At 65.6% G+C, this 22,397-nt stretch carries 17 protein-coding genes, 1 tRNA gene and 2 pseudogenes; 7 read left to right on the plus strand and 13 right to left on the minus strand.

Annotated features, from left to right (window positions below; translation table 11 throughout):
• Positions 1-35 precede the first annotated feature (35 nt).
• Positions 36-353: a hypothetical protein gene (locus ACVWW3_RS24910; protein ID WP_247339390.1), complete on the minus strand. Its 318-nt coding sequence runs from the start codon at positions 351-353 to the stop codon at positions 36-38.
• A gap of 146 nt (positions 354-499) precedes the next feature.
• Here ACVWW3_RS24910 and ACVWW3_RS24915 point away from each other — a divergent pair, with 146 nt between their 5' ends.
• Both ACVWW3_RS24915 and ACVWW3_RS24920 read left to right on the plus strand, forming a co-directional pair.
• Positions 500-1,408, plus strand: coding sequence for a PaaI family thioesterase (locus ACVWW3_RS24915; protein WP_456648341.1), 909 nt, complete (start codon positions 500-502; stop codon positions 1,406-1,408).
• A gap of 67 nt (positions 1,409-1,475) precedes the next feature.
• Positions 1,476-1,841: a hypothetical protein gene (locus tag ACVWW3_RS24920; protein WP_247339388.1), complete on the plus strand. Its 366-nt coding sequence runs from the start codon at positions 1,476-1,478 to the stop codon at positions 1,839-1,841.
• Here ACVWW3_RS24920 and poxB read toward each other — a convergent pair.
• From poxB to ACVWW3_RS24935, 3 genes are all read right to left on the minus strand, one after another.
• Positions 1,838-3,574, minus strand: coding sequence for a ubiquinone-dependent pyruvate dehydrogenase (poxB, locus tag ACVWW3_RS24925; protein ID WP_456672167.1), 1,737 nt, complete (start codon positions 3,572-3,574; stop codon positions 1,838-1,840). The two genes, ACVWW3_RS24920 and poxB, sit on opposite strands and share 4 nt — an antisense overlap.
• A gap of 80 nt (positions 3,575-3,654) precedes the next feature.
• Positions 3,655-4,287: a 2-dehydro-3-deoxy-6-phosphogalactonate aldolase gene (locus tag ACVWW3_RS24930; RefSeq protein WP_456648340.1), complete on the minus strand. Its 633-nt coding sequence runs from the start codon at positions 4,285-4,287 to the stop codon at positions 3,655-3,657.
• A gap of 13 nt (positions 4,288-4,300) precedes the next feature.
• Positions 4,301-5,215, minus strand: a complete 915-nt coding sequence (locus tag ACVWW3_RS24935; RefSeq protein WP_456648339.1) for a 2-dehydro-3-deoxygalactonokinase — start codon at positions 5,213-5,215, stop codon at positions 4,301-4,303.
• Between the two features lie 240 nt (positions 5,216-5,455).
• Here ACVWW3_RS24935 and ACVWW3_RS24940 point away from each other — a divergent pair, with 240 nt between their 5' ends.
• On the plus strand, positions 5,456-6,553 hold the full coding sequence (locus ACVWW3_RS24940) for an LLM class flavin-dependent oxidoreductase (protein WP_247339375.1): 1,098 nt from the start codon (positions 5,456-5,458) through the stop codon (positions 6,551-6,553).
• Between the two features lie 55 nt (positions 6,554-6,608).
• On the plus strand, positions 6,609-7,163 hold the full coding sequence (locus ACVWW3_RS24945) for a flavin reductase family protein (protein WP_354047669.1): 555 nt from the start codon (positions 6,609-6,611) through the stop codon (positions 7,161-7,163).
• Between the two features lie 43 nt (positions 7,164-7,206).
• On the opposite strand, the gene ACVWW3_RS24950 is transcribed toward ACVWW3_RS24945, so the two are convergent.
• From ACVWW3_RS24950 to ACVWW3_RS24970, 5 genes and pseudogenes are all read right to left on the minus strand, one after another.
• A complete protein-coding gene (locus tag ACVWW3_RS24950) occupies positions 7,207-8,637 on the minus strand; it encodes an FAD-binding protein (protein ID WP_456648338.1) in 1,431 nt (476 codons plus the stop codon).
• Positions 8,638-8,813: 176 nt separating this feature from the next.
• Positions 8,814-9,701, minus strand: a complete 888-nt coding sequence (locus ACVWW3_RS24955; RefSeq protein ID WP_247339372.1) for a LysR family transcriptional regulator — start codon at positions 9,699-9,701, stop codon at positions 8,814-8,816.
• A gap of 122 nt (positions 9,702-9,823) precedes the next feature.
• Positions 9,824-11,697 (minus strand): annotated as a pseudogene (locus ACVWW3_RS24960) (sigma-54-dependent Fis family transcriptional regulator).
• A gap of 108 nt (positions 11,698-11,805) precedes the next feature.
• On the minus strand, positions 11,806-15,111 hold the full coding sequence (locus tag ACVWW3_RS24965; RefSeq protein ID WP_456648336.1) for a carboxyl transferase domain-containing protein: 3,306 nt from the start codon (positions 15,109-15,111) through the stop codon (positions 11,806-11,808).
• 190 nt (positions 15,112-15,301) lie between these two features.
• Complete coding sequence (locus ACVWW3_RS24970; RefSeq protein ID WP_456648335.1) at positions 15,302-15,901, minus strand: TetR/AcrR family transcriptional regulator; 600 nt, start codon at positions 15,899-15,901, stop codon at positions 15,302-15,304.
• 110 nt (positions 15,902-16,011) lie between these two features.
• Between ACVWW3_RS24970 and ACVWW3_RS24975 the strand changes: the two genes are divergently transcribed.
• Entirely contained in the window at positions 16,012-16,389 is a 378-nt protein-coding gene (locus tag ACVWW3_RS24975) for a tautomerase family protein (RefSeq protein WP_354105362.1), read from the plus strand.
• 10 nt (positions 16,390-16,399) lie between these two features.
• On the opposite strand, the gene ACVWW3_RS24980 is transcribed toward ACVWW3_RS24975, so the two are convergent.
• Both ACVWW3_RS24980 and ACVWW3_RS24985 read right to left on the minus strand, forming a co-directional pair.
• On the minus strand, positions 16,400-17,371 hold the full coding sequence (locus ACVWW3_RS24980) for a CobW family GTP-binding protein (RefSeq protein WP_456648334.1): 972 nt from the start codon (positions 17,369-17,371) through the stop codon (positions 16,400-16,402).
• A gap of 3 nt (positions 17,372-17,374) precedes the next feature.
• Complete coding sequence (locus ACVWW3_RS24985) at positions 17,375-18,865, minus strand: amidohydrolase family protein (RefSeq protein ID WP_456648333.1); 1,491 nt, start codon at positions 18,863-18,865, stop codon at positions 17,375-17,377.
• Positions 18,866-19,639: 774 nt separating this feature from the next.
• Here ACVWW3_RS24985 and ACVWW3_RS24990 point away from each other — a divergent pair.
• Both ACVWW3_RS24990 and ACVWW3_RS24995 read left to right on the plus strand, forming a co-directional pair.
• Entirely contained in the window at positions 19,640-20,341 is a 702-nt protein-coding gene (locus ACVWW3_RS24990; protein ID WP_456648332.1) for an SEC-C metal-binding domain-containing protein, read from the plus strand.
• A 251-nt stretch (positions 20,342-20,592) separates the two neighbouring features.
• Positions 20,593-21,619 (plus strand): annotated as a pseudogene (locus ACVWW3_RS24995) (alpha/beta hydrolase).
• Between the two features lie 59 nt (positions 21,620-21,678).
• Here ACVWW3_RS24995 and ACVWW3_RS25000 read toward each other — a convergent pair.
• Both ACVWW3_RS25000 and ACVWW3_RS25005 read right to left on the minus strand, forming a co-directional pair.
• Entirely contained in the window at positions 21,679-22,212 is a 534-nt protein-coding gene (locus ACVWW3_RS25000; RefSeq protein ID WP_456648330.1) for a 2'-5' RNA ligase family protein, read from the minus strand.
• Between the two features lie 62 nt (positions 22,213-22,274).
• Positions 22,275-22,349 (minus strand) — tRNA-Glu (locus ACVWW3_RS25005).
• Positions 22,350-22,397 lie beyond the last annotated feature (48 nt).

Genomic DNA, 22,397 nt, shown 5'->3' on the forward strand with positions numbered 1-22,397 from the left:
AACCATGAAGGCCCTCTGCGATCACGTTGCCTGCTTCAATTCTTCACCGTCGGGATCTCCTCGGCCGGCTGCTGCTGGCCCTGCTGATACATCGCCAGCGCCTTTTCGAGCGCTTCGCGCAGCGCCAGCGCGGCGGCCACGCTGCAGCGCAGATGCGCGGTCTGAACGACGTCAACCCTCACGGCGGCGCCGACCGGCATCAACAGGTTCGCCGCAAGCTCGATCTGGATCGCGCCGTTGTGGTGGCCGAAGCAGGATGCGCCGTCGAAATAGATGATCGGCGCCCGCTCCGAGCTCGAGGTCGAAATGATGACGGGCCCCTGGCTGGTGGCGGGCGTTTCGGGATCGGCCATGGGCACACTCCTTACGGCTAGTCGATAGGACGAAGCGCCCACCATCGTTGCTTCGGCCCGCTCTGTCGAGGCCAAACCCGGCACACCTGCCGTGGACGCGCATTCGGGGTTTTGCGCCGCACCCGACACTGGTCTAGAACGTCGTCATGTCCAGCTCACCGACCACACTTCTGTTTGAGGAACTCGCCGAGGCGATCCGGGGACGCCGCTCCGATTACGGCCATATCAGCGGGCTCCAGCTCGACCGCTTCGCGCCTGGCGAGGCCTGGTCCAGCCTGCCCTACCGCCCCGTCTTCGTCGGCGACACCGAGACCGGCGTGCTGCATGGCGGCGTCGTCACCGCGATGCTGGACGAGAGCTGCGGCATGGCGGTGCAGCTCGCGCTCGACGGCACGAGCGCCATCGCGACGCTTGATCTGCGCATCGACTACCAGAAGCCGGCAACGCCGGGCCTCGACATCAAGGCGCATTCAGTCTGCTACCGCACCACGCGCTCGATCGCCTTCGTGCGCTCCACCGCCTATCAGGAATCCGAGGACGATCCGGTCGCGACCGCCACCGCCTGCTTCATGATCGGCGCCAACCGCACCAACATGCTCGCGGATCGCAGGACGGATTCGCCCAGCATCCCGTCGCTGGAAGCGCCGGACGATCCGGCGGGCCCGTTCGCCAACAGCCCGTTCGCGCGCTGTCTCGGCATTCGCGTCAATGACGACGGCACACTGACGATGCCGTTCTCGCCAAAGATCATCGGCAACCCGATCCTGCCCGCGATCCATGGCGGCATGACCGGCGCCTTCCTCGAGACCACCGCGATCTTCGGAGTGGCGCGCGAGCTCGGCGCGGCCGCATTGCCCAAGCCGATCGGACTGACCGTCAACTATCTGCGCTCCGGCCGCGCGCTCGACACGTTCGCCAACGTTTCGATCGTGAAGCAGGGCCGGCGCATCGTCGCCTTCGAGGCGCGCGCCTGGCAGGACGATGCGGACAAGCCGATCGCCACCGCCTTCGGCCATTTCATGCTGCGGCCGACGCCCGGAAACGACGAGGAATAGGCGCATTTTCCCTTGACGGCCGGGGCCCGGGCCACAACGATAGCGCGATTCTGCGAGAGGTATTGGGTTGCGGCATCCGCTCGACATCGTCGCCATGTTCGCCGCGCTCTGGCTGCTGGCATCGATGGTGCTCGACGCGCTGACGCCGAAGGAGCTGACGGCGGTGATGATCGGCATCGCCATCGGACCCGCCGTCGTCATTACCGCCGTGTTCTACTATCTGCGCTGCCCGCGCCTGGATTTCGTGGTGATGTTCGCCGCATTGTGGCTGATCTCCGATATCGGCATCGCGTTCATCTCGCCGACGCAGCTGCCGCATTTCCTGATCGCACTCGGCTTCGTGCCGGCGCTGCTGATCGGCATCGTGCTGCACTGGCAACGCTTCCAGCGCCGCCACGAGCGGCTGCCCGTGCCGTCGGTCAAACGGGGCTAGCGCGGTAACAGATTTGTCTTGGCGAGATCGAGCACCTCATCGCCGCGGCCGTTCATCACGGCGCGCAGCACCCAAAGGCTGAAACCCTTGATCTGCTCGGGGGTGATGGTCGGCGGCATCGACAGCTCCTGCTTTGCGGTGACGACGTCGAGCAGCGCCGGTCCGTTGTGAGCCAGCATCTCCTTCACCGCGCCTGGAAGCTCGCCGGGATCTTCGACGCGCCTCGCGAAGATGCCCATCGCGCGCGCCATCGCCGCGAAGTCGGGGTTATCCAGATCGACATTGGTGTCGACGAAGCCGGCCGCCTTCATCTCCAGCGCGACAAAACCGAGCACGCCGTTGTTGAAGATGACCACCTTCACCGGCAGCTTCATCTGCGTCAGCGTGATCAGGTCGCCCATCAGCATGGTGAAGCCGCCATCGCCCGAGAGCGAGATCACCTGGCGGCCGGACTGCGCGGCCTGCGCGCCGATCGCCTGCGGCATGGCGTTGGCCATCGAGCCGTGCACGAAGGAGCCGATCAGCCGGCGGCGGCCGTTCATGTCGAGATAGCGCGCGGCCCACACCGTCGGCGTGCCGACATCGGCGGTGAAGACGGCATCGTCAGACGCATGGTCGCTGATGACCTTTGCGAGATATTGCGGATGGATCGGCTTGCTGCCCGGTGTGCCCTTGGCGAGAGAATCCAGACCTTCGCGCGCCTTCTTGTAGTGCACGATCGCATCGTCCAGATGCTTGCGCTGCGTCTTGGCCTTGAGCAGCGGCAGCAGCGCCTCGATGGTGAGATTGACGTCGCCGACGAGACCGAGATCGATCTTGCAGCGCCGCCCGAGATTTTCCGGACGAATGTCGATCTGCGCGACCTGGCAATCCGTCGGGAAGAATTGCTTGTATGGAAAATCAGTGCCGAGCATCACCAGCACGTCGCAGGCGTGCATGGCGGCGTAGCCCGAGGAGAAGCCGATGAAGCCGGTCATGCCGACGTCGTAGGGATTGTCGTATTCGACATGCTCCTTGCCGCCAAGCGCATGCACGATCGGGCTCTTCAAGGCCTCCGCAAGCTGCATCAACGGCGCATGCGCGCCGGCGCAGCCGCGGCCGCAGAACAAGGTGATGCGCTCGGCGCCGTTGAGGAGGTCCGCGAGCGCCTTCAGTTCATCGGCCTGCGGCACCACCTTTGGCGCCGACAGCGTAAGGCCACGCGCCGTCGACAGCGCGCGCTTGGGTGGGCTACGGAAGGCGACATCGCCGGGCATGGCGATGACGGCAACGCCGCGCATACCGACCGCCGCGCGGATGGCGTTTTCCAGCACATAAGGTAGCTGACTCGGATCGGAGACCAGCTCGCAATAATGGCTGCACTCGCGGAACAGGTTTTGCGGATGGGTCTCCTGGAAATAGCCGCCGCCGATCTCGGCGGTCGGGATTTGCGCAGCGATCGCCAGCACGGGAACGCGGCTGCGATGGGCGTCGAACAGACCGTTGATCAGATGCAGATTGCCGGGGCCACACGAGCCCGCGCACACCGCAAGGCTGCCCGTCATCTCCGCTTCCCCGGCAGCGGCGAAGGCCGCGACCTCCTCGTGCCGGACGTGAATCCATTCGATCGTACCGCGCCGCCGCAACGCTTCGGTCAGCGCGTTCAGGCTGTCGCCGACGATGCCGTAGATGCGCTTGACGCCGGCCTGTTCGAGCGTTGCCACGAACAGATCGGCTACATTGTTGATCGCCATGTCGGTCTCCTGATCTCGCTGGTGCAGCAAGATAGGATAACGCGCGACCGTGACGGCATCACGGCTTGTTTATTGCGGGCTCAGTCTTTCGCAATCGCCCGATCGTAGGCGGTGATCGTCAATTTCGCGCGAGCGGCAACGTCCGTTGCCGTCATGCCGGGCTTGTAGAGGCTGGAGCCCAGCCCGAACGCCGTCACGCCACCCTTGATGTACTCGGCAAAATTCTGATCGGACACGCCGCCGACGGCGGCGATCGTCACGCCGGCCGGAAGCACGGCGCGAATCGCGGCAATGCCGAACGCACCGAGCACGCTGGCTGGAAAGAATTTGAGGCCCGATGCCCCCGATCGCGCCGCGAGCAGAGCTTCGGTCGGCGAGAACACGCCGGGCATCGTGATCATGCCGTACTGATGCGCGCGTGCCAGCACCTGGGTGTCGACGTTCGGCGAGACCATCAGCTTGCCGCCGACGTCGTTGAGACGATCGACATCTGCCGTCGTCAGCACGGTGCCGGCGCCGATCAGCACGCCGGCGGGCGCTTGCTTCACGGCCGTGGCGATCGAACGGAACGGATCCGGCGAGTTCAGGGGGATCTCGATTGCGGTCATGCCGGCTTCGATCAGCACGCCGACGATGGCCTGGATCTCCTCAAGCTTCACGCCGCGCAGGATCGCGACAAGTGGTCGCTTCATCGCCGGAAAGGGAACGCTCATCTCAATAGTCCTCTCATTTCGCCCAGATCGCGGCAGCGGCCATCGACAGACCGCGGCGAACGGCTTCATCCGCATCGATCGGCATGGCTGTCACTGACAGCGCGTCGAAAGCCAGCCTATACAACATCGCGAGCCGCCCCGAGGCAATCAGCGTGATGCCTGCTTTCGGCACCACGCCGGAGAGCCCTGCTGCCAGCTCGACACCAATCAACGTGCCCGACACCGTTTCGCGCGCCGCGGCCGGTGTGCCCTCGAACAGGAGCTGACGCGACCGCGCGGTGAACAGAAGATTGGCCGCGAAGGCCGGAGCTTCGTACGCGGCCTTCACCGCCGCCTTGAAGCTCGCGACATCTTCGGCGTCATCGGCGCCTGCGACCGCGAGCGATAAAATCGTTTCGCGCGACACGACGCTGAACAACTCGCCGGTCATGAAGGTGGAGAAATGCGCGACCGTTCCGTCCTTCACCCGCACCCATTTCGAATGTGTGCCGGGCATACAGACCAGCGCCTCGCCGGCGGTATCGAGACCGAGCGCGCCGAGCAGTTGCGTCTCCTCGCCTCGCATCACGTCCGGCGCTTTTGTATCGCGCTGCGCGATGCCCGGCAGGATACGGATATCGCGCGTCTCGCCCGGCACCCGCGCGGCCTGCTTCAGAACGGCGGAGAGCGGCGCCGGCGTGTCGACATAACCGGCCTCGACCCAGCCGGTACGCGCACCCGCCATGCCGCAGACGAGCACAGGCAGATGATCCGGAGCCTCGACCGCCGCAAGATGCGATTGCAGCACGGCGGGAAAGCCGGCCTTCGCCGCCGCCAGCATGCCCTCGTCGCTGCGGCGCTCGGTCAGCACCTTGCCGGCGCGGTCGATCAACCAGAGCCGGAAGCTGCTGGTGCCCCAGTCCACCGCGACATAGGCAGGTTCGGTCATCTCAATTCGTATCCTCGTCTCACTGCCAAGACGCCGTCTCGCGACACTGAGACGAGGCCCCGCAAATCTGCCCCGGGATATCGGCTATTGCGGCTGCAAACCAGCGTTTTCTCGCGGGTCTGAGGTGCCGCTCGCGCTGGCACACTGCTTGCGAAGAGGTGGCACACCGCTTGCTAAAGTGTCCCCGCTCACGTCCGTGAACCGCGCAACAAGACGCGTCAACATCAGATGAGGAACCCCATGGAGATCGGCTATTTCACGATGCCTTCGCACCCGCCGGAGTGCGGCCTGAAGGAAGGGAACGACTGGGACCTGCAGGTCATGCGCTGGCTCGACGAGCTCGGCTATCAGGAGGCCTGGGTCGGCGAGCACCACACCGCGCCCTGGGAGCCCAATCCCACGCCCGATCTGCTGATCGCACAGGCGCTGATGCAGACCAAGCGCCTGCGCATCGGACCGGGCGGCTTCCTGCTGCCCTATCACCACCCGGCCGAGCTCGCCAACCGCGTCGCCATGCTCGATCATCTCTCCGAGGGCCGGCTCAATTTCGGGGTCGCGGCCAGCGGCCTGCCGAGCGACTGGGCGATGTTCAACGTCGACGGCATGAGTGGACAGAACCGCGACATGACGCGCGAGGCGCTGGAGATCATCCTGAAGATGTGGAGCGACCCCGCGCCCTGGACCTACAAGGGTAAATTCTGGACGGTGACCAAGCCGGACACGATGTTCGACTTCCTCAAGCCTCACATCAAGCCGTTGCAGACACCGCATCCGCCGATCGGCGTCGCCGGGCTCTCGAAGAACTCGGACACGCTGAAGCTCGCCGGCGAGCGCGGCTTCATCCCGATGAGCCTCAACCTCAACCCGGCCTATGTCGGCAGCCATTGGGATTCGGTCGTAGCAGGTGCCGCCAAGACCGGTCGCAAGCCGAACCGCGCGGATTGGCGGCTGGTTCGCGAGGTGTTCGTCGCCGACACCGACGAGGAGGCCTGGAAGCTCTCGACCGGCGACATGATGGGCCGGATGATGGGCGAGTACTTCCTGCCGCTGCTCGGCCATTTCGGCTTCAAGGACTATCTGAAGCACGCGCCCGACGTGCCCGATAGCGACGTCACCGTCGAATATTGCGCCAAGCGGAACTGGATCGTCGGTTCGCCCGCGACCGTCGCCGAGAAGATCGAGAAGATCTACGACGAAGTCGGCGGCTTCGGCGTGCTGCTGGTGTTCGGCTTCGACTACAAGCACAAGGCTGAAGCCTGGCATCACTCGCTGTCGTTGCTGAGGAACGAGGTGATGCCGCGCCTGAAGCATCTCGGCTCCGCGATGAAGGCGGCTTGACCCGACGCGGGTGCGGCGCCATCGTGCCGCACCCGTTCTTTCTGGAGATTATCGCTTGAGCGTGGACGCAAAGGATTTCAAGCAGGCGATGCGCCAATGCGCCGGTGCCGTCGCGCTGGTGACGGTCGGCGCCGAGCACGGCAAGCGCACCGGGCTAACTGTGACCTCGGCTTGCTCGCTATCGGACTCACCGCCGTCCCTGATCGTCTGCGTCAACCGCAACGCCAGCGCGCATGCCCGCATCCGCGAGGAAGGCGCCTTCGCGATCAATTTCCTGCACGAGGACCATGCACTGCTGGCGCTCACCTTCAGCGGCCAGAAGGGCGTCAACGGCGACGATCGTTTTGCGTTCGGCCAATGGAAGCGCGGCGAGACCGGCGCGCCGGTGCTGAGCGATGCGGTCGCCGCATTCGACTGCGTACTGGCGCAGGAATTTGAAACGAAGACGCATTCGATCTTCGTCGGCGAGGTGCGCTACGTGTCACATTCCGACGCAGCCGCGGCGCTCGTGTATCTCCGCAGCAGTTTCCACGTACCGCACGAAATCCGCGGCACAGTTTCAGTCGGCGATCTCGATTCGCGACATCTGAGCTGGAGCGATTTCTCCTGAATTCGCGACGCCATGCGAATGCGGCCGCCGGGATCCGTTCCCGCTAGAGCAGATTGTAGCCGGGCGTGAGGTGGTTGCCTGGATCGTGGCGCCGCCTGGCATCGCGCAGCAACGGCCACTGCACCCCGAAATGATCGGCCCAATCCTGGGACGACATGGGAAACGCGCTCGCCGGGTACAACACGCCGCCGGCGCCGCGAATACGGTCGTACAGCTCGCGGTTCTGCGCGACCAGCCGTTCGGCATTCGTCTTGTCTGCCGATACCGGGATACGGATCAGATTGAACACGAACACGATCCGCTCGTCGGGCAACCGGACCAGTGGCGTGCGGCATTCATCCGTGATCATGGGATAGCAGGTGATCCGTCCGAACGGGCCGATGTCCTCACTCTTCGTCCCGGCAACGACCTCGCTCGCGATCTCCAGCGCGTTGCTGCCGCGCAGGAACACGAGAAGCCATGGATGCGGATTGAACCATTGACCGTTCGCCCTCAGAAGCGCTTCCAGCTTTGCAAACGCATTGGCGTCGTCGCGGAAGGCAAAGTCGGTGACGACGGCGCTCCCGCGGCGATCCGACAGACCTGCAAGCAGCGCCTCGTCGTCGGGATGAGAATCGCCGTCATGGAACACGCCTGCTTCCAGCAGGTATCGCCAGCCACCGGCCGCCTCTGGCACGACGGCTCCCTGCAGCTGATCGAAGCGCGCCTCCGCCAGGACACGGCGCTGATCGGCCGTCAGCGAGGGGAGATCCGGGTAAGAGAGTTGGAAGCGTCGGACCCGTTCGGGCGCACGCACCAGCCGAAGCGTCGCCCTCGTGATGATCGCGCATTGGGCAAGCCCGGCCCGAACGGCATCATAGAGCTCGGCGTTGGACGTTGGCGAGCAGGTCAATTGCCGGCCCTCGCCCGTCACCACATCGAGCTCGATAGCCTGGTCCGTCAGCAGGCCATGTCGCGACGACGATCCGCCGATTCCGCCGATGGCGAGGGTGCCGCCCACGGACAGGCCGAGGTAGTTGGTCAGGACCGGCGGAACCAGCCCTTTGGCCAAGGTCGCTTCCAGCACCGCGTGCCAGATCGCACCTGCATCGACCACGACACGGTCCGGCTCGATCCGATGGATGGTGGCCAGCGCGCCGAGGTCGATCACAATGCCGCCTTCCGTCATGACACGACCATAGATGCTATGGCCCTGCCCGCGCGCGGCAACCGTCAGCCCTTGCTCCGCTGCCCATCGCAGAATCTCCGCGATCCCGGGAATCGTCGTCGGCCTGAACACGGCACGCGGCTGCTTGTGGATGATGTGACCGAAATCCTCACCCGCGGCCGCGCAAGCTTCCGGGTTGCAGTTCGATGCGGCACTGGCAAATGGTCCATCGGCCGGGCCGCGCGACTGGCCGGCAAGAGCGAGGGAAGCTAGCGTCGCGGTGGCGCTGACACCTGCATGCAGCAGCGCGCGTCGATTGGGGGTCATGGTGCGGTCCTTCACGCCGGACCGGGCGGATAAGTGCCCGTGGCCCGCAAACTGCGATCGCCCGCGCCTCCGAACAACCGGCACATCGCGGGATACACATTCCCGCAAACCGGGAGAATGCGGACGGAACGCACGCCGGCGATGCACGTGGCCAATGGGTAAGAGAGCCGGGGCTCTTAGAGCCGCTCGCGCTTCAATCGCCCCGCCAGCAGATCGACGAACAGGCGCGTCTTGGCCGGCGGCGCCGCGCTCGGCGGGACTACGGCGTACACCGGCATGCGCGGTGCCTCGAAATCCTCCAGCACGATCTCCAGCGCGCCATCATCGACGCGATCGCGTATCAGCCAGAACGGCGCATAGCCGACGCCGATGCCATGGCAGGCAGCCGCCTGCGCCGCCGTCGTATTATCGGTCCGGAAGCGGCCGTTCACCTGCACCATCTTCACCTCGCCGCCGATCTGAAACCGCCACGCTTCCGTGTCACCCGGGCCGGTCCTGCGCAGAATACATTGATAGTCTGTCAGGTCGTCGGGATGATGCGGACGCCCATGGCGCGCGAAATAGCCGGGTGCGCCGTAGACAACCGTGCGAAGCTCGCCGAGCCGCCGCGCCTTGAGCGAGGAATCCGGCAATTCCCTGATCCGCACGGCCAGATCGAATCCATCGGCGACGACGTCGATGGGCCGATCGGAGACATGGAGATCGGTTTCGATCCGCGGAAAGCGCGCCATGAAATCCGCAATCGCCGGCACGACGTGGGTCGATCCGAACAGGACGGGCGCGGCGACCCTGAGAAGACCCGACGGCTCGACGCGGCGGTTGGCCGCTTCCAGGCGCGCCTCGCTGATTTCGGCAAAGGCCGGCTTGACGCGATGATAGAACGCAAGTCCCGCTTCAGTCGCCAGCGATCGCCGCGTGGTCCGCCGCACCAGCTCAACACCGACGTTGCGTTCCAGCGCCGCCAATGCCCGGTTGACGGACTGCAGCGACCGTCCCAATTGTCGCGCGGCCGCGGTCTGGCTGCCGGCCTCGACGACAGCCAGAAAGACTTCGATCTCCTCCATCGAATCCTCTCCTCTCGCAATTTCTGGAAATGCACGTTCGCGACGGCCTGTCCGCCGCGCGAAGACCCAGGCGCGCCAGCATTTTCCGACTGCTTTCAGCGGAGCCGGGATGTCGAACCGGTCTAGTATGAACCCGAGTCGATCTTCAACTGCTTGATCTTGCGATACAGCGTCGCGCGGCTGAGTTTCAACGCACGCGCCGCATCGGTGACACGGCCGCCATGCTTGCGCAACGCCTCAATGATGGTCGCGCGTTCGGCTACGGCAAGGTCCGGCTCCGCCGCCCGTCCACCAAACGGCGGCAGATCGAGGTCGGCGTCGGTGATGACGCCGTCCTCCGCCGTGCAGCCGGCGAGCCGCAGGACATGCCGGAGCTGGCGCATGTTGCCGGGATAGGGGTAGGCCGCGAGCTGCGACCACGCCTCGTCCGAGAGCCGGCAGTTCGGCGCTTCCTCGCGCGCGATCTGGCGGATGACGTCGTCGCGGTCGGCGCGCTCGCGCAAGGCCGGCAGCCGCACTTCCATGCCGCGCAGACGGAAATAGAGATCGGCGCGGAAGGCGCCCTGCTCGGCCATGCGCCCGAGGTCGCGATGGGTGGCGCTGATCAGGCGAATGTCGACCGGCACGGGCTTCGGCGCGCCGAGCGGCCAGACTTCGCGATTCTCCAGCACGCGCAAGAGCCGCGTCTGCAGCGCGATCGGCATGTCGCCGATCTCGTCGAGGAACAGCGTGCCGCCGTCGGCCTGCACGATCAGGCCCTTCGAGCCGTCGCGGCGCGCGCCGGTGAAGGCGCCGGCCTCGTAGCCGAACAGCTCGGCATCGATCAGGCTTTCCGGCATCGCCGCGCAGTTCAGCGCGACATAGTTGTGGCGCGCGCGATTGCCGGCCGCGTGAATGGCGCGCGCGAACACATCCTTGCCGACGCCGGTCTCGCCGTGCAGCAGCAACGGCAGATTGTGATCGCCGATGCTCCTGAGCCGCTTCACGCTCTTGATCAAGCCGGGGTCGCGGCCGGCGAGCCGGTGCAGCGCGTCGAAGCGATCGGCAGGTGCATCGCGGCGCGGCGCGAGCGGACGGGTCGATGACCTCGCCCGCAGCGGCGGCGCGACATGGCCATGCCCCAACGGACTGCCATCGGCCCGGCGCAGCTCGACGGTGTCGTCTGCGTTGCGCGCGGCAGGATGATCGAACTTGACGTAGCGCGACAGATCGATGCCGGATGCGATCAAGCCGTCGGTGAGACCCAGCAGTGCGCGCGCCGAACGGCAGGCACCACGACGATGCGGCGATCGTCGTCATAGGCGAGCAGGCCGCTGCCGCCGTCGCCCGGCACGGTCGCGATCCAGGCGTTGCGGAAATGACCGCGGAAGATCGCACCCTCCATGCGCCGCGTCGCCTCCATCGTCACCGCGAGCGCAAGCTGATGCGCGGTGCGTTCGAGGTCCTCGCGGCAGGAGGTGATGTTCACCGCACCGGCGAGGCGACCGGCCTGGTCGAACAGCGGCGCCACGGCACACGAGAACATGTGCCACTGCGCGCGAAAATGCTCGTCGCGATGCACCAGGATCGGCTTCTGCTCCGCAAGCGCTGTGCCGAGCCCATTGGTGCCTTCGAAGGCCTCGGAAAAATTCGAGCCGGTATAGACCTTCCAGCGCATGAAGATCTCGGCATCGGCCGCGCCGGGCACCCGGCTCCACAGCATCGTGGCGCTGGGATCGGCGAGATTGACGCAATAGCCGGTCTGGCGCAGCACGCGGGCGAGATCTTCCAGCTCCGGCGTTGCGAGCCGGATCAGCTGCTCCATCGGCTCGGCGACATGCCGGACCTCCGCCTCGGTCAGCGTCTGCGGCGGGCCCTGGCGGGCGGGATCGAGCTTGTGGCTGATCAGGCAGCGCCGCCAGGAATCGGCAATGCGCGACGAGGCATCGACCTCGGCCACGTGATTGGCGACGGACAAGACACGGGCGACATGGTTCGAGGCCGAAAGGCTGGCCATCGCGGACGTCTCCACCCTGTATTATTGTGCAAAGTCTGGCACCGCAGGCGGGGATGTCAATCGGGAACCGGAAACGGTCGTGCAGCAATCAAGATTGCTGCACCGCCCTCACCACGTATCGATGCACGGCCGCTTCTTGCCCGTCCTCGCAGGCGGCTTCGGCACCGACCGCAGGCCCGCCATGATCCAGCGTCGCGTCTCGGAGGGGTCGATGACGTTGTCGATTTCGAACACGGATGCGATCGAGACCGCCTTGCCGTTGGCATAGAGCTCGGCGACCTTGTTGCGATAATAGGTTTCGCGCTCGGCGGGGTCGGCGATCGCCTCCATTTCCTTGCGGAAGCCGAGGCGGACATAACCCTCCAGGCCCATGCCGCCGAATTCGCCGGTCGGCCAGGCCGCGGTGAAGAACGAGGCATGGAAGCCGCCGCCGATCATCGACTGCGCCCCGAGCCCGTAGCCCTTGCGCAGCACGATGCCGAACAACGGCACGGTGAGGCTCGCACCTGTCACGAACATGCGCGAGACGTGGCGCACGATCGCGGTCTTCTCGGCTTCCGGGCCGACCATGAAGCCGGGCGTGTCGCACAGCGAGACGATCGCCAGGTCGAACGCGTCGCAGAGCTGGAGGAAGCGCGCGGCCTTGTCGCCGGCATCGGCGTCGATCGCGCCGCCGAGATGGCGCGGATTGTTGGCGATCAGGCCGAACGGCCTGCCCTCGATGCGGATCAACGCGGTGATCATGCCGACACCATAGTCGCGGCGCAGCTCCAGCACGGTATCCTTGTCCGCGACGAGGTCGATCACGCTGCGGATGTCGTAGACCCGCAGGCGGTTCTCGGGGATCGCGCGGCGCAGCAGCCGCTGGTCGGCGGCCTGCCACTCCGTCACCGCACCCTGGAAATAGGACAGGTATTTTTGCGCAATGCGCGTCGCCTCCTCCTCGTCCTCGACGAGGATGTCGATGACGCCATTCGGCGACTGGAACGAGACCGGGCCGACTTCGGCCGGGTGATAGACGCCGAGCCCGCCGCCCTCGATCATGGCCGGGCCGCCCATGCCGATCGAGGCGTTCTTGGTGGCGATGATCACGTCGCAGCAACCGAGCATCGCGGCATTGCCGGCGAAACAATAGCCGGAGACGATTCCGACGACCGGCACGAGGCCGGAGAGCCTTGCGAACTGCACGAACGACGGACCGTCGAGGCCGGTCATGCCGAGCCGGTCGGTATCGCCGGGCCGGCCGCCGCCGCCTTCGGCGTAGAACACCAGAGGCACGCGCCAGTCTTCCGCGAGCGTCAGCATGCGGTCGATCTTCTTGTGGTTCATGTGGCCCTGCGTGCCCGCGAGCACCGTGTAGTCGTAGGCCACGACGATGCAGCGCCCGCCCTCAGGGCCGAACTTCTCGGCGTTGACGGTCGCGACACCCATGACGAGGCCGTCGGCCGGTGTGTTCTTGACGAGATCGTCGAGCTTGCGCCGGCGCCGCTGCGCCGCAATCGCAAGGCTGCCGTACTCCATGAACGAGCCGTCGTCGACGAGCTGCGCGACGTTTTCGCGTGCGGTGCGCTGATTGGTGTTGCGGCGGCGCTCGACCGAGGCCGGGCGATTTTCGTCGAGCGTGTTGGCTTGGCGCGCGATCATTTCGGCGAGATCGGGACGGATGTGGTCGAGATCGATATCCGCTTCCTGCGCGGAATGATCGGCGGCGACGTCGAGCGGCTCGAGGTAGAGAATCGCCTCGCCATGCATCAGCGTGACACCGTCGCCGGCGACGAGCTTCATCACCCGGCCGCCCTGCTCGGCCATCACGAGATGCTCCATCTTCATGGACTCGATCACGGCGAGCTGCTGGCCGGGGCGCACGATCTCGCCTTCCCTGACCTGGATGGTGATGATGGTCCCCTGCAAGGGAGCCGCGACCATCACCGCGCCTTCCGGCACGATCTGTGCGGTATGCGCTTCGGAGCCGTGGCCGCCGCTTCGCTCCGTCGCCGCAAAATAGAGAGGCTTTGCAGCGCCATCGGCGGCCTCCACGAGCTTCGCGATATTGCGGTCGATGAAGTCGGTCGCGATGCGGTTGGTCCTGAAATCGGGATGCGCCAGCACCGCCTGAAGGAAGGCGATGTTGGTAACGACGCCGTCGATCCGAAATTCGCGCAACGCCCGCGAGGCTTTTGCAACCACGTCGTGCCAAGCCTCTCCCGGCGTATGCACGATGACCTTCGCCAAGAGCGAGTCGAAGGCGGCGCTGGTCTTGTAGCCGGCATAACCAAAACTATCGACGCGGACGCCGGGGCCCGACGGCGGTTCGAACACGGCAAGCACGCCGCCGGTCGGATGAGTCGCGCCTAGCTCGTCCAGCGTCTCCATGTTGACGCGGAGCTGCATGGCATAGCCGCGCGGCTTCGGGATCGAGCCCTGCGCCAAGCCGAGCGAAGCGAGCGTGCTACCGGCAGCGACCGCGAGCTGAGAGCGGACGAGATCGAGGCCGAGCACCTCTTCCGTCACGGTGTGCTCGACCTGCAGCCGCGGATTGGCTTCGATGAAGGCAAAACTGTCTTCGGCGGTGCCGTCGACCAGGAACTCGAACGTGCCGAGACTGTCGTAAGACGCGGCTGCGGCGAGTTGCTTCGCTGCCTCGATGATACGGCCACGCAAGCCGTCGCCGAGCGACGGGCTCGGCGCTACCTCTATCATCTTCTGGTGCCGGCGCTGGATGGTGCATTCGCGCTCCCAGAGATGAGAGATTGCGCCGTGGCGGTCGCCGATGATCTGCACCTCGATATGGCGCGCCTGCCCGATCAGGCGCTCGGCATAGACGCCGTCGAAGCCAAACGCGGCCTTCGCCTCGGACTGGCAGCGCGCATAGGCCTCCGCGAGATCGGATGCGTTCTCGACCACGCGCATGCCGCGGCCGCCGCCCCCGGCCATCGCCTTGATCACGATCGCGGCGCCTTCGCCAAGGGATTCGAAGAATGCCGTGATCTCCCCGAGCGACGAAGGCCCGCTGATGCCGGCGATGATCGGCACGCCGCAACGTCTTGCCAATTGCCGCGCCGCGACCTTGTCGCCGAACAGTTCGAGCGCCGCAGCCTTCGGTCCGACGAAGGCGATGCCTGCATCGGCGCAGGCCTTCGCAAACGCAGCGTTCTCGCTGAGGAAGCCATAGCCGGGATGCACGGCGTCGCAGCCGCAGGCCATTGCCGCCTTCACCATGGCCTCGATGTCGAGATAGGCCCGCGCGCCGCGGCCGGGGATTTCGGTCGCCTCATCGGCAACCCGCACATGCAGCGACAGCGCATCGTCGGCCGGGTGGATCGCGACCGTCGCGATGTCCGCATCAGCCGCCGCGCGCGCGATGCGGATGGCGATCTCGCCGCGGTTGGCGATCAGGAGTTTTTTGAACGACATGCAGCGTCTCCATGCCCGCGTGTCCAAGCGCGGGTCGGCAGGTCCGATGGTTCTGCTTCGTCGCTTTAGCCGAGGCCGTCAAGGGTGGAGGACGCCGGTCGCGATGCCCGTTCCCGCGAGCCGGAATATCAGTTGGTCGCGCGCGCTGCCTTGCACGGCCTGCGGCATCGCGCGCGCTTTCTGCTGACACCTAGCGGCCCCGTTTGTCGAGCACGAGATCGATGGTGTGGGCGGCGATCTCGCGCAGCTGCGGCTCGTCATCGAAGGCACGCTCGATTACGGCGAGGCCGCGCGTCACGGTGATGATGTGCAGCGCTGCGGCCGCGGGGTTGCCGCTGAATTCGCCGCGCTCTGCGCCCGCCAACAACGCATCCTGAACCAGAGCAGTGATGCGCAAGATGAGGTTCGCAAAGGCCTGGCGCGCGTGCTCATCCAGCCCCTCGCCTTCGACCGCGCCGAGCTCCATCAATCCGCGCGTGGTCGGGCATCCCCGCGGCGGTGAGCCGGAGCGGAAATTGGTGATGGTCAAGTCAAAGAACGCGGTGAGGCGCTTGCGCAATGAGCCCGTACCGAGCGCCTTTTGCAAGGCGATGAGATAGTCGCCCGCATAGCGCTCATAGGCCTGCAGGAACAGCGCCTCCTTGCTGCCGAACGCGTTGTAGAGGCTGCCGCGCTGGACACCGGCGTCGCGCGCGATGTCCGACAGCGAAGTGCCGCGCACGCCGTTGCGCCAGAACTGATCGAACGCGATGCGCAGGACATCGGCGTGGTCGAACTCGCGCGGCCTCAAGCTTCGCTCCTGTCCGGTATATTTGACACGGTGTCAAAAACATGCATTCTAGACGCTGCGTCAAAAACAAATTGGGGCCGACGCCCCCTTTCGTCAATGAGGAAGTCGCGATGCCTCTCCTTCACATCTCGATGCGCGCCGGAAAGCCGGAAGCCTACCGGCAGGCGATCCTCGACGGCCTTTACCGCGCCATGCGCGAGGCACTGAACGTGCCGGAAGGCGACGAGTTCATGACGATCACCGAACACGCCGCCGCAAACTTCCGCTGCGGCAATGCCTACGACGTCAAGCGCAGCGACGACGCCGTGCTGATCCAGATCACCGTATTCGCCTCGCGCACTCCTGAGCAGAAGAAGGCCCTGTACCGGCGGATCGCGGACCTGCTCGGCGAAAATCCGGGCATCCGTCCCGAAGACGTGTTCGTCAACGTGCTCGATGCGCCGGCAGAGAACTGGTCCGTCGGCCACGGCGTCGCGCAATTCGCTTGAAGCGCCAGCTTCACCGATCCGCAACGCACGTCTCCATGATTCCATCGAGCTCCGCTTTCGAGAGCACCCCGAGTTCGGCGATGAAGACGATCCGCGCGCGCGGCACGCCTTCGGCCGGCGCATCGCCAAGGGCGAGCGCGGCATCGCCAGGGGCGAGCGCGGCATCGCCAGGGACGAGCGTGGCGCGGCCGGCGGCGAATTGAAACAGCATCTGGCGCCCGGGCTGCTCGACGGTCTCGAACAGGCCTTTTGCCCGCGCGAGTTTTGGCGCCAGCTTGCCGATCGCCTTTTGCAAGCGCGGCAGCGAGAGCGGTTGGTCCGAGGTCCAGCTCAGCGTTTCGAAGCGCTCTTCTGCCGGCCGGCGCGGCCCGGGATCGCGCGGCGCGGACGCGCGATCGACGGTCGCGGGGAACAGCAGCGCGGACGGAATCTCGCCGTGCGGCGCGTCGACCACCACGGCGGGGACGCGCTGCGCGCGGATGGCCTCGCGCATCCGCCCGCCCGCGCCCTCTTCCGCCAGATCCAGCTTGCTCAACGCCACGATGTCGGCAACGCGCAATTGCGAACGCTGAAGCGCATCGTCCAGGGCGGCCAGCGGTGTCGCCGCGTCCATCACGCAGAGCACCGTTTCGAGCGGCGCCTCGCGCAGGATCACGGGATCCATCAGATTGCGGACGATGTCGGCGGGATCGGCGACGCCGCTGGTCTCGATGACGATGTATTCCGGTTTCGGATCACGACGCAGCAGCGTCGAAAGCGTGCGCAGGAGGTCGCCTTCGAGCGAGCAGCAGATGCAGCCATTGGCGAGGCTGACCACGCCGTCGCTCGCGCCCGCGATCAGCTCGGCATCGATGTTGATCGCACCGAAATCGTTGACCACGGCGGCGATCCGCCGCCCCTCCGCATGCGCCAGCAGATGGTTGACGACAGTCGTTTTGCCCGCTCCCAAAAAGCCTGTCACCAGAAGAATGGGGACCGGCATGTCTCAGCCCTCGACGACGGGTCGGCGCACGGGCCGGCCGGGCCGCGCGGCCACGTCCAGCACACCATCTGTAATCAGCGGCTGGCCGCTGACGATCAGGTGCCGCACACCTTCCGAGGGACGGTTCATCGCCGTGAACGTCGCGCGGTCGCTGAGCTTCTCGTAGTCGAATACGACGATGTCGGCATCGGCGTCCTTCGCAAGCCTGCCCTTGGCGCGCATCGCGGGCGTGCTCTGCGACAGGATTTCCGCCGGGATCAGAGCACATTTGCGCACGCCTTCCAGCAGCGACACGGTCTTGCGCTCGCGCACCCATTCGCGGATGAATTTCGTGAAGCAGCCCGCCGAGCGCGGATGCGAGGTGGCGTCATCGGGAAGCGGCCAGGCATCGCCGGTGTAGGTCTTGCCGTCCGAGGTCGTCCACGGCATCGCGTCGGAGGCGATCGCGCCGCCGGGATAGAGCACCGACATGTCGAGGAGGTCGCGATGATGCGCGTTGTTCTCGGTGTCGAGGATGTGCCACAGCACCAGTGAAGACGGTTCTTCGGCCTGCGCCTTCAAGAGCTCCTCGCGATCGCTGAAGCGATGGCCGTCGGTGACCCGCTGCACGGAATCGTAGCCGGTGCCGTTGCGCTCGACGAATTCGGGGTCGCTAAAGAAGGCAGCCGCCAGCACGGTCGAGCCGGTGCCGTACGGATAGGCCTCGACCGTGATGGGCAGGCCCTGCGCCTGGGCTTTCGCGATCAGCACGCGGCAGCGCTCGACATCGGTCTTGCTCGACGAGTTGAAATGGCAGATGTGCATATGCGCGCCGGTGGCGCCGGCATAGCCGATCAGGCGGATGTAGGCTTCCGCCGCGCTCTCGGGGTCGACGCGCGACATGTAGGCGACGTGGGTGAAGGTCGGCACGTCCTGCGCAGCCGCGAGCTGGCAGACCGCGGTCAGCTCCTGCACGCCGGCGCCCGGTGCGTAGGCGTTGAGGATGCCGATACCGATGCCGCCCTCGTTCAGGCCGCGTGCGAGGCGCTCGAGGATGCCGGCGACCTCCGCATCGCTCGCCACGTTGTCGATCCAGCGACGATCGCGCATGGCGTTGCCGAACGCCTCCAGCGAGCTTTCCGCGTTGGAGCCGGTCATCGCGCCGATGCGCGCAAAGGCCCAGTTGGCGGCGGCGCCATAATTCAGCACGCGTCCCTTCCGCGCCTGGCGCTCATACCAGGACCCGACCGGCAGCACGCCTGCTTCGAGATCGAGCGTCGTCGTCACGCCGTCGAACGCCTGCATGCGGTCGGCCGGGATCGACTGGCCATGTGCGTGCAGATCGATGAAGCCAGGTGCGACCACGAGCCCGGTCGCGTCAATCACCCGCTCGGCGCCGCCGAGCGAGGAGCCGACCGCGGCGACCTTGCCGTCCACCACCGCCACATCCCCGATGGCGTCCATTCCGCTGGCGGGATCCACCACCCGGCCGCCAGAGATCACCAAGCCGCTCATATCGTCACTCCCTCCACGCTGAATTCGCATCAAGGCAGATTCCGGAAGGTCCGACCACCTCCACCGATGCCGACGCATCATGCTCGCAAGGGAGGTCAATTCACATGCGCGTCGCAGACACGCGCTCGCAGTCTCGCGGCAGGTTTGCCCGAGCTATGCTTCTCGCTTCACCCCTCTCGAAAGAAAGGGCGCAGGGAAGACCGGGCGCCGGCTGGCACCCATAAAAACCCCTATGCGAACTGATTGCACACGCAATGCACAGGGGAGACACAGGGCAGCCGAGACCAGGCCTTCCCTGCGCGATGGTTTGACGGCCTATGCCGCGCTCTCCCCGGAGACGAGTTCCTTCTTGCCTCCGTCACCCCCGCGAAATCCAGGGCAACGCGCCGGTTGACGCGCTGACGCCTTCGCAAAGGCTTGACCGTAGCAACGACGGCCAGGACCACACGGTTTCGCCGTACGCGAGCTGCCTTGCGTCGCCAAAGGGTCCGCAAGACTTGAGCGCCGTCCGTCTATCGCGGTTCGTACCATGCTCACGAGGTTCATCTCGCCCTGCACGCACAATCCCGCCTTTAACGCCGCCCGCGTCCACCGCACTCCAGCCCGCGTTCGTGACGACGTACGACCGCCCCTTTGCTGGGCTGGGATGGGCGAGAGATACGCCAAATCAGAATTTCGGTAAAGTGGAATATTTTTGTGAGAAGGGGTTGACGGCGATCGGGGTGTTTTGCCCGTCAGGCAGTTGGCGCCTGGAGAACAGGACGGCAGCGTCCCGTGATCACAACCGCGCAATGGCGGCCGCGTGGCTGCTGCGCGATCGGCCGGGGAGTTGCTCGGCTCGCCGCCGGCGCGCATATTGTCTCTTCGCTTGGCAGAGCATTTTTACGGCCGACCCGGTCGCTGGTGTTCGTAATGATGAATTCGAACAAGGTGGGACGAAACGATCCTTGCCCCTGCGGCAGCGGTAGGAAGTTCAAGAAGTGCTGCCTCATCTCGCAAAGGCTGGACGAGCCGTCATCCGGATTGCCCCAAGTCGATGCGCAGGCCCCCGACGTTGCCGGGTGGCCGCAGGAAGATGAAGCCATGCTGGAGTATGATCCATTCGTGGAGCCGGACCCGGATCAGTGGCTTGCGCTGGACGAGCAGGAACAGATTGATCTCGTCGTCGCGTACCACCGGCGCGCCGGGATCCGCTTTCCGCGCGAGCAAGCGCACGCCATCTTTCACGCCATCGTCGAGCGCCAGATTGCCGATACCGAGCTGCCGGTGCGCGGCACGGCCGAGCGGCTGATGTCCGAAGGGCTCGACCGCCACGAAGCCATTCATGCGATCGGCTCGGTGCTTGCCGCCCACATGCACGATCTGATCCATGGAGCCGAATCGGGCAGCGACCCCGACACGAGGTCCGATCCGAACGAGGCGTATTTCGCCGAGCTGGAAGCTCTGACCGCGGACGATTGGCTTCAGTCCGGCTGATCAGCCCGTCAATACAGTCGGGCTGGAATGGCGCTCCCTGCCTGACGTCAGCGGGTCCTATCCAGACGCCGCGCTTCGACCTCGAAACGGCCGAGAGTGCTCGCACCACTGATGAGGAAAATCAGATCCAACGGAGCGGTAAGAGACCATGCAACCGACAGCGAAGCGGCTCCGCCGTCTTCTCGCCCCCATTGTCATCCAGGGAATTGGCGGGGCGGCGTTACGGTGGGCGAAGTTCCCAAAGGTTCCGTGTGATCATCCAACGTCTCCTGCAACGCGACTCCGGTCATTCTGTTTCGCGCCGCGCTCTGCTCGGCGGATTTGTGTCGGCGGGAAGTGCCCTCGCGCTCGGCGGATGCGCCGGCCTGGGTGCGACCGGCGCGCGCTTCGACGCGTCATCGCTCTCCATTGATCCAACCTTGCTCGTCGCCACCACACGCAAGCCCGCGAACGGCGCTCGCACGAAACCCTGGTTCGGCCCGGAGCGCGCGACCGCCATGACGGTCGCACGGGCGAAGCTGGTGGCGCCGGACGAGAGCCGACTTTCTCTCGCCTCGGTTGGACTTGGCGATTGGCGCCTCGACCGGGTCGAACCGGTATCGGTCGACGTTGGCGATCTTGTGGCGCAGGCCGGCGGCGGCGACGTGCTGATCTATGTGCACGGCTTCAAGCAGACATTCGAGACGGCGGTGCTCGATGCCGCCCATCTCTCCGACGGGATCAAGTTCCGCGGCCGGACCATGGTGTTTGCCTGGCCGTCCAAGGCAGGGCTGTTCGATTATGCCTATGACCGCGACAGCGCGATGTGGTCCCGCGACGATTTCGAGCGCGTGCTCTCTGCGCTGGTGTCGGCTCCAGGCGCCGGCCGCGTGCACATCGTTGCGCACAGCATGGGAACCATGCTGGCGCTCGAAAGCCTGCGTCAGCTCTATGCTCGCTACGGCGACACGGTGACGGGCAAGATCGGCGCGGTGGTGTTTGCCGCGCCCGATATCGACATGGACGTGTTCTCGTCGGCGATCCACCGCATCGGTCCGCTTGCCGGCAAGATCACCGTGATCGCCGCGACGAACGATCGCGCCCTTGCGCTGTCGGGACAAATCGCAGGTGGAATGACCAGGGTCCGGCGCCGCCGAGAAGGCCGTCATCGCGCAGCTCGGTGTGCGCGTGGTCGATGCCTCGCAGGAAGGCTGGGGCCTCATCAACCATGATCTGTTTCTGTCGAATACGGAAGTGCAGCGGGTGATCCGCCGCTCGATCGACGGCACGACCGCGTGAGAGGGCGGCTCTGCGGCATGAGTTCGATGCGTGATGAACGACGCCGAGGCCACTCCCAACTACGATGGTAATTTTCGCTCGGCGACGAGCCGCACAGGCGGAAAGGCGACGCAATCCACCACGTCGAACAGCACTTCAATGTTGCGATCAAACGCCTGTGCGAAGGCCATCGCATCATCGCGCCGTTCGTCGGCAATGGCAGTGCCGAGCGTGCAATGGGCCGTCCACGCGCCGGGCCGGTAGTGAGGACGACAATGCGCTGGATCGATTGCCGCGCTGATGATGCCGTGGATGCGAGCCAGGGCTTCGTTGACCTCCGGCTCCGCCCAGAGGACGAGCGGAGAACCTTCGAACCAGCGAATTCGTTTGAACCTGATCCGCAGTTGCGTCTCGCCAGCGATAGCTGCCAGCATCACGTCCCACGCAGCCTTCTCGTCAACCGCAGGCGAGTCGTAGATGGCAAACGTAAAATGAGGCCGGTAGCCGAGGGCGCGCATCGAGGGCTCGGCCTCGAAGACGGCAACCTGATCCCACAGCCGCTCGATCTCGCCTGCTGAATCGTTGTCGGCCCGGATATTGATCGCCAATGCCACAGGCTCACCCAAGGGGTGGAACAATCAGATCGAGATCAGGGAAAAGGCCGGCTTCAAGACAATGGCGCTCCCTAGGGGAATCGAACCCCTGTTTCAGCCTTGAGAGGGCCGCGTCCTAACCGCTAGACGAAGGGAGCGTGAGGGCTAGCCAATAACCTCGAAATTTGTCCGCCGCAAGGACCCGA

The sequence above is a fragment of the Bradyrhizobium sp. LM2.9 genome (assembly GCF_054056555.1).

What these genes read in the sequence shown, in the direction of transcription:
- ACVWW3_RS24910 (WP_247339390.1), bottom strand. Translation starts at nt 353, where the DNA reads ATGGCCGATCCCGAAACGCCCGCCACCAGCCAGGGGCCCGTCATCATT.
- ACVWW3_RS24915 (WP_456648341.1), top strand. Translation starts at nt 500, where the DNA reads ATGTCCAGCTCACCGACCACACTTCTGTTTGAGGAACTCGCCGAGGCG.
- poxB (WP_456672167.1), bottom strand. Translation starts at nt 3,574, where the DNA reads ATGGCGATCAACAATGTAGCCGATCTGTTCGTGGCAACGCTCGAACAG.
- ACVWW3_RS24930 (WP_456648340.1), bottom strand. Translation starts at nt 4,287, where the DNA reads ATGAGCGTTCCCTTTCCGGCGATGAAGCGACCACTTGTCGCGATCCTG.
- ACVWW3_RS24935 (WP_456648339.1), bottom strand. Translation starts at nt 5,215, where the DNA reads ATGACCGAACCTGCCTATGTCGCGGTGGACTGGGGCACCAGCAGCTTC.
- ACVWW3_RS24940 (WP_247339375.1), top strand. Translation starts at nt 5,456, where the DNA reads ATGGAGATCGGCTATTTCACGATGCCTTCGCACCCGCCGGAGTGCGGC.
- ACVWW3_RS24950 (WP_456648338.1), bottom strand. Translation starts at nt 8,637, where the DNA reads ATGACCCCCAATCGACGCGCGCTGCTGCATGCAGGTGTCAGCGCCACC.
- ACVWW3_RS24955 (WP_247339372.1), bottom strand. Translation starts at nt 9,701, where the DNA reads ATGGAGGAGATCGAAGTCTTTCTGGCTGTCGTCGAGGCCGGCAGCCAG.
- ACVWW3_RS24965 (WP_456648336.1), bottom strand. Translation starts at nt 15,111, where the DNA reads ATGTCGTTCAAAAAACTCCTGATCGCCAACCGCGGCGAGATCGCCATC.
- ACVWW3_RS24975 (WP_354105362.1), top strand. Translation starts at nt 16,012, where the DNA reads ATGCCTCTCCTTCACATCTCGATGCGCGCCGGAAAGCCGGAAGCCTAC.
- ACVWW3_RS24980 (WP_456648334.1), bottom strand. Translation starts at nt 17,371, where the DNA reads ATGCCGGTCCCCATTCTTCTGGTGACAGGCTTTTTGGGAGCGGGCAAA.
- ACVWW3_RS24985 (WP_456648333.1), bottom strand. Translation starts at nt 18,865, where the DNA reads ATGAGCGGCTTGGTGATCTCTGGCGGCCGGGTGGTGGATCCCGCCAGC.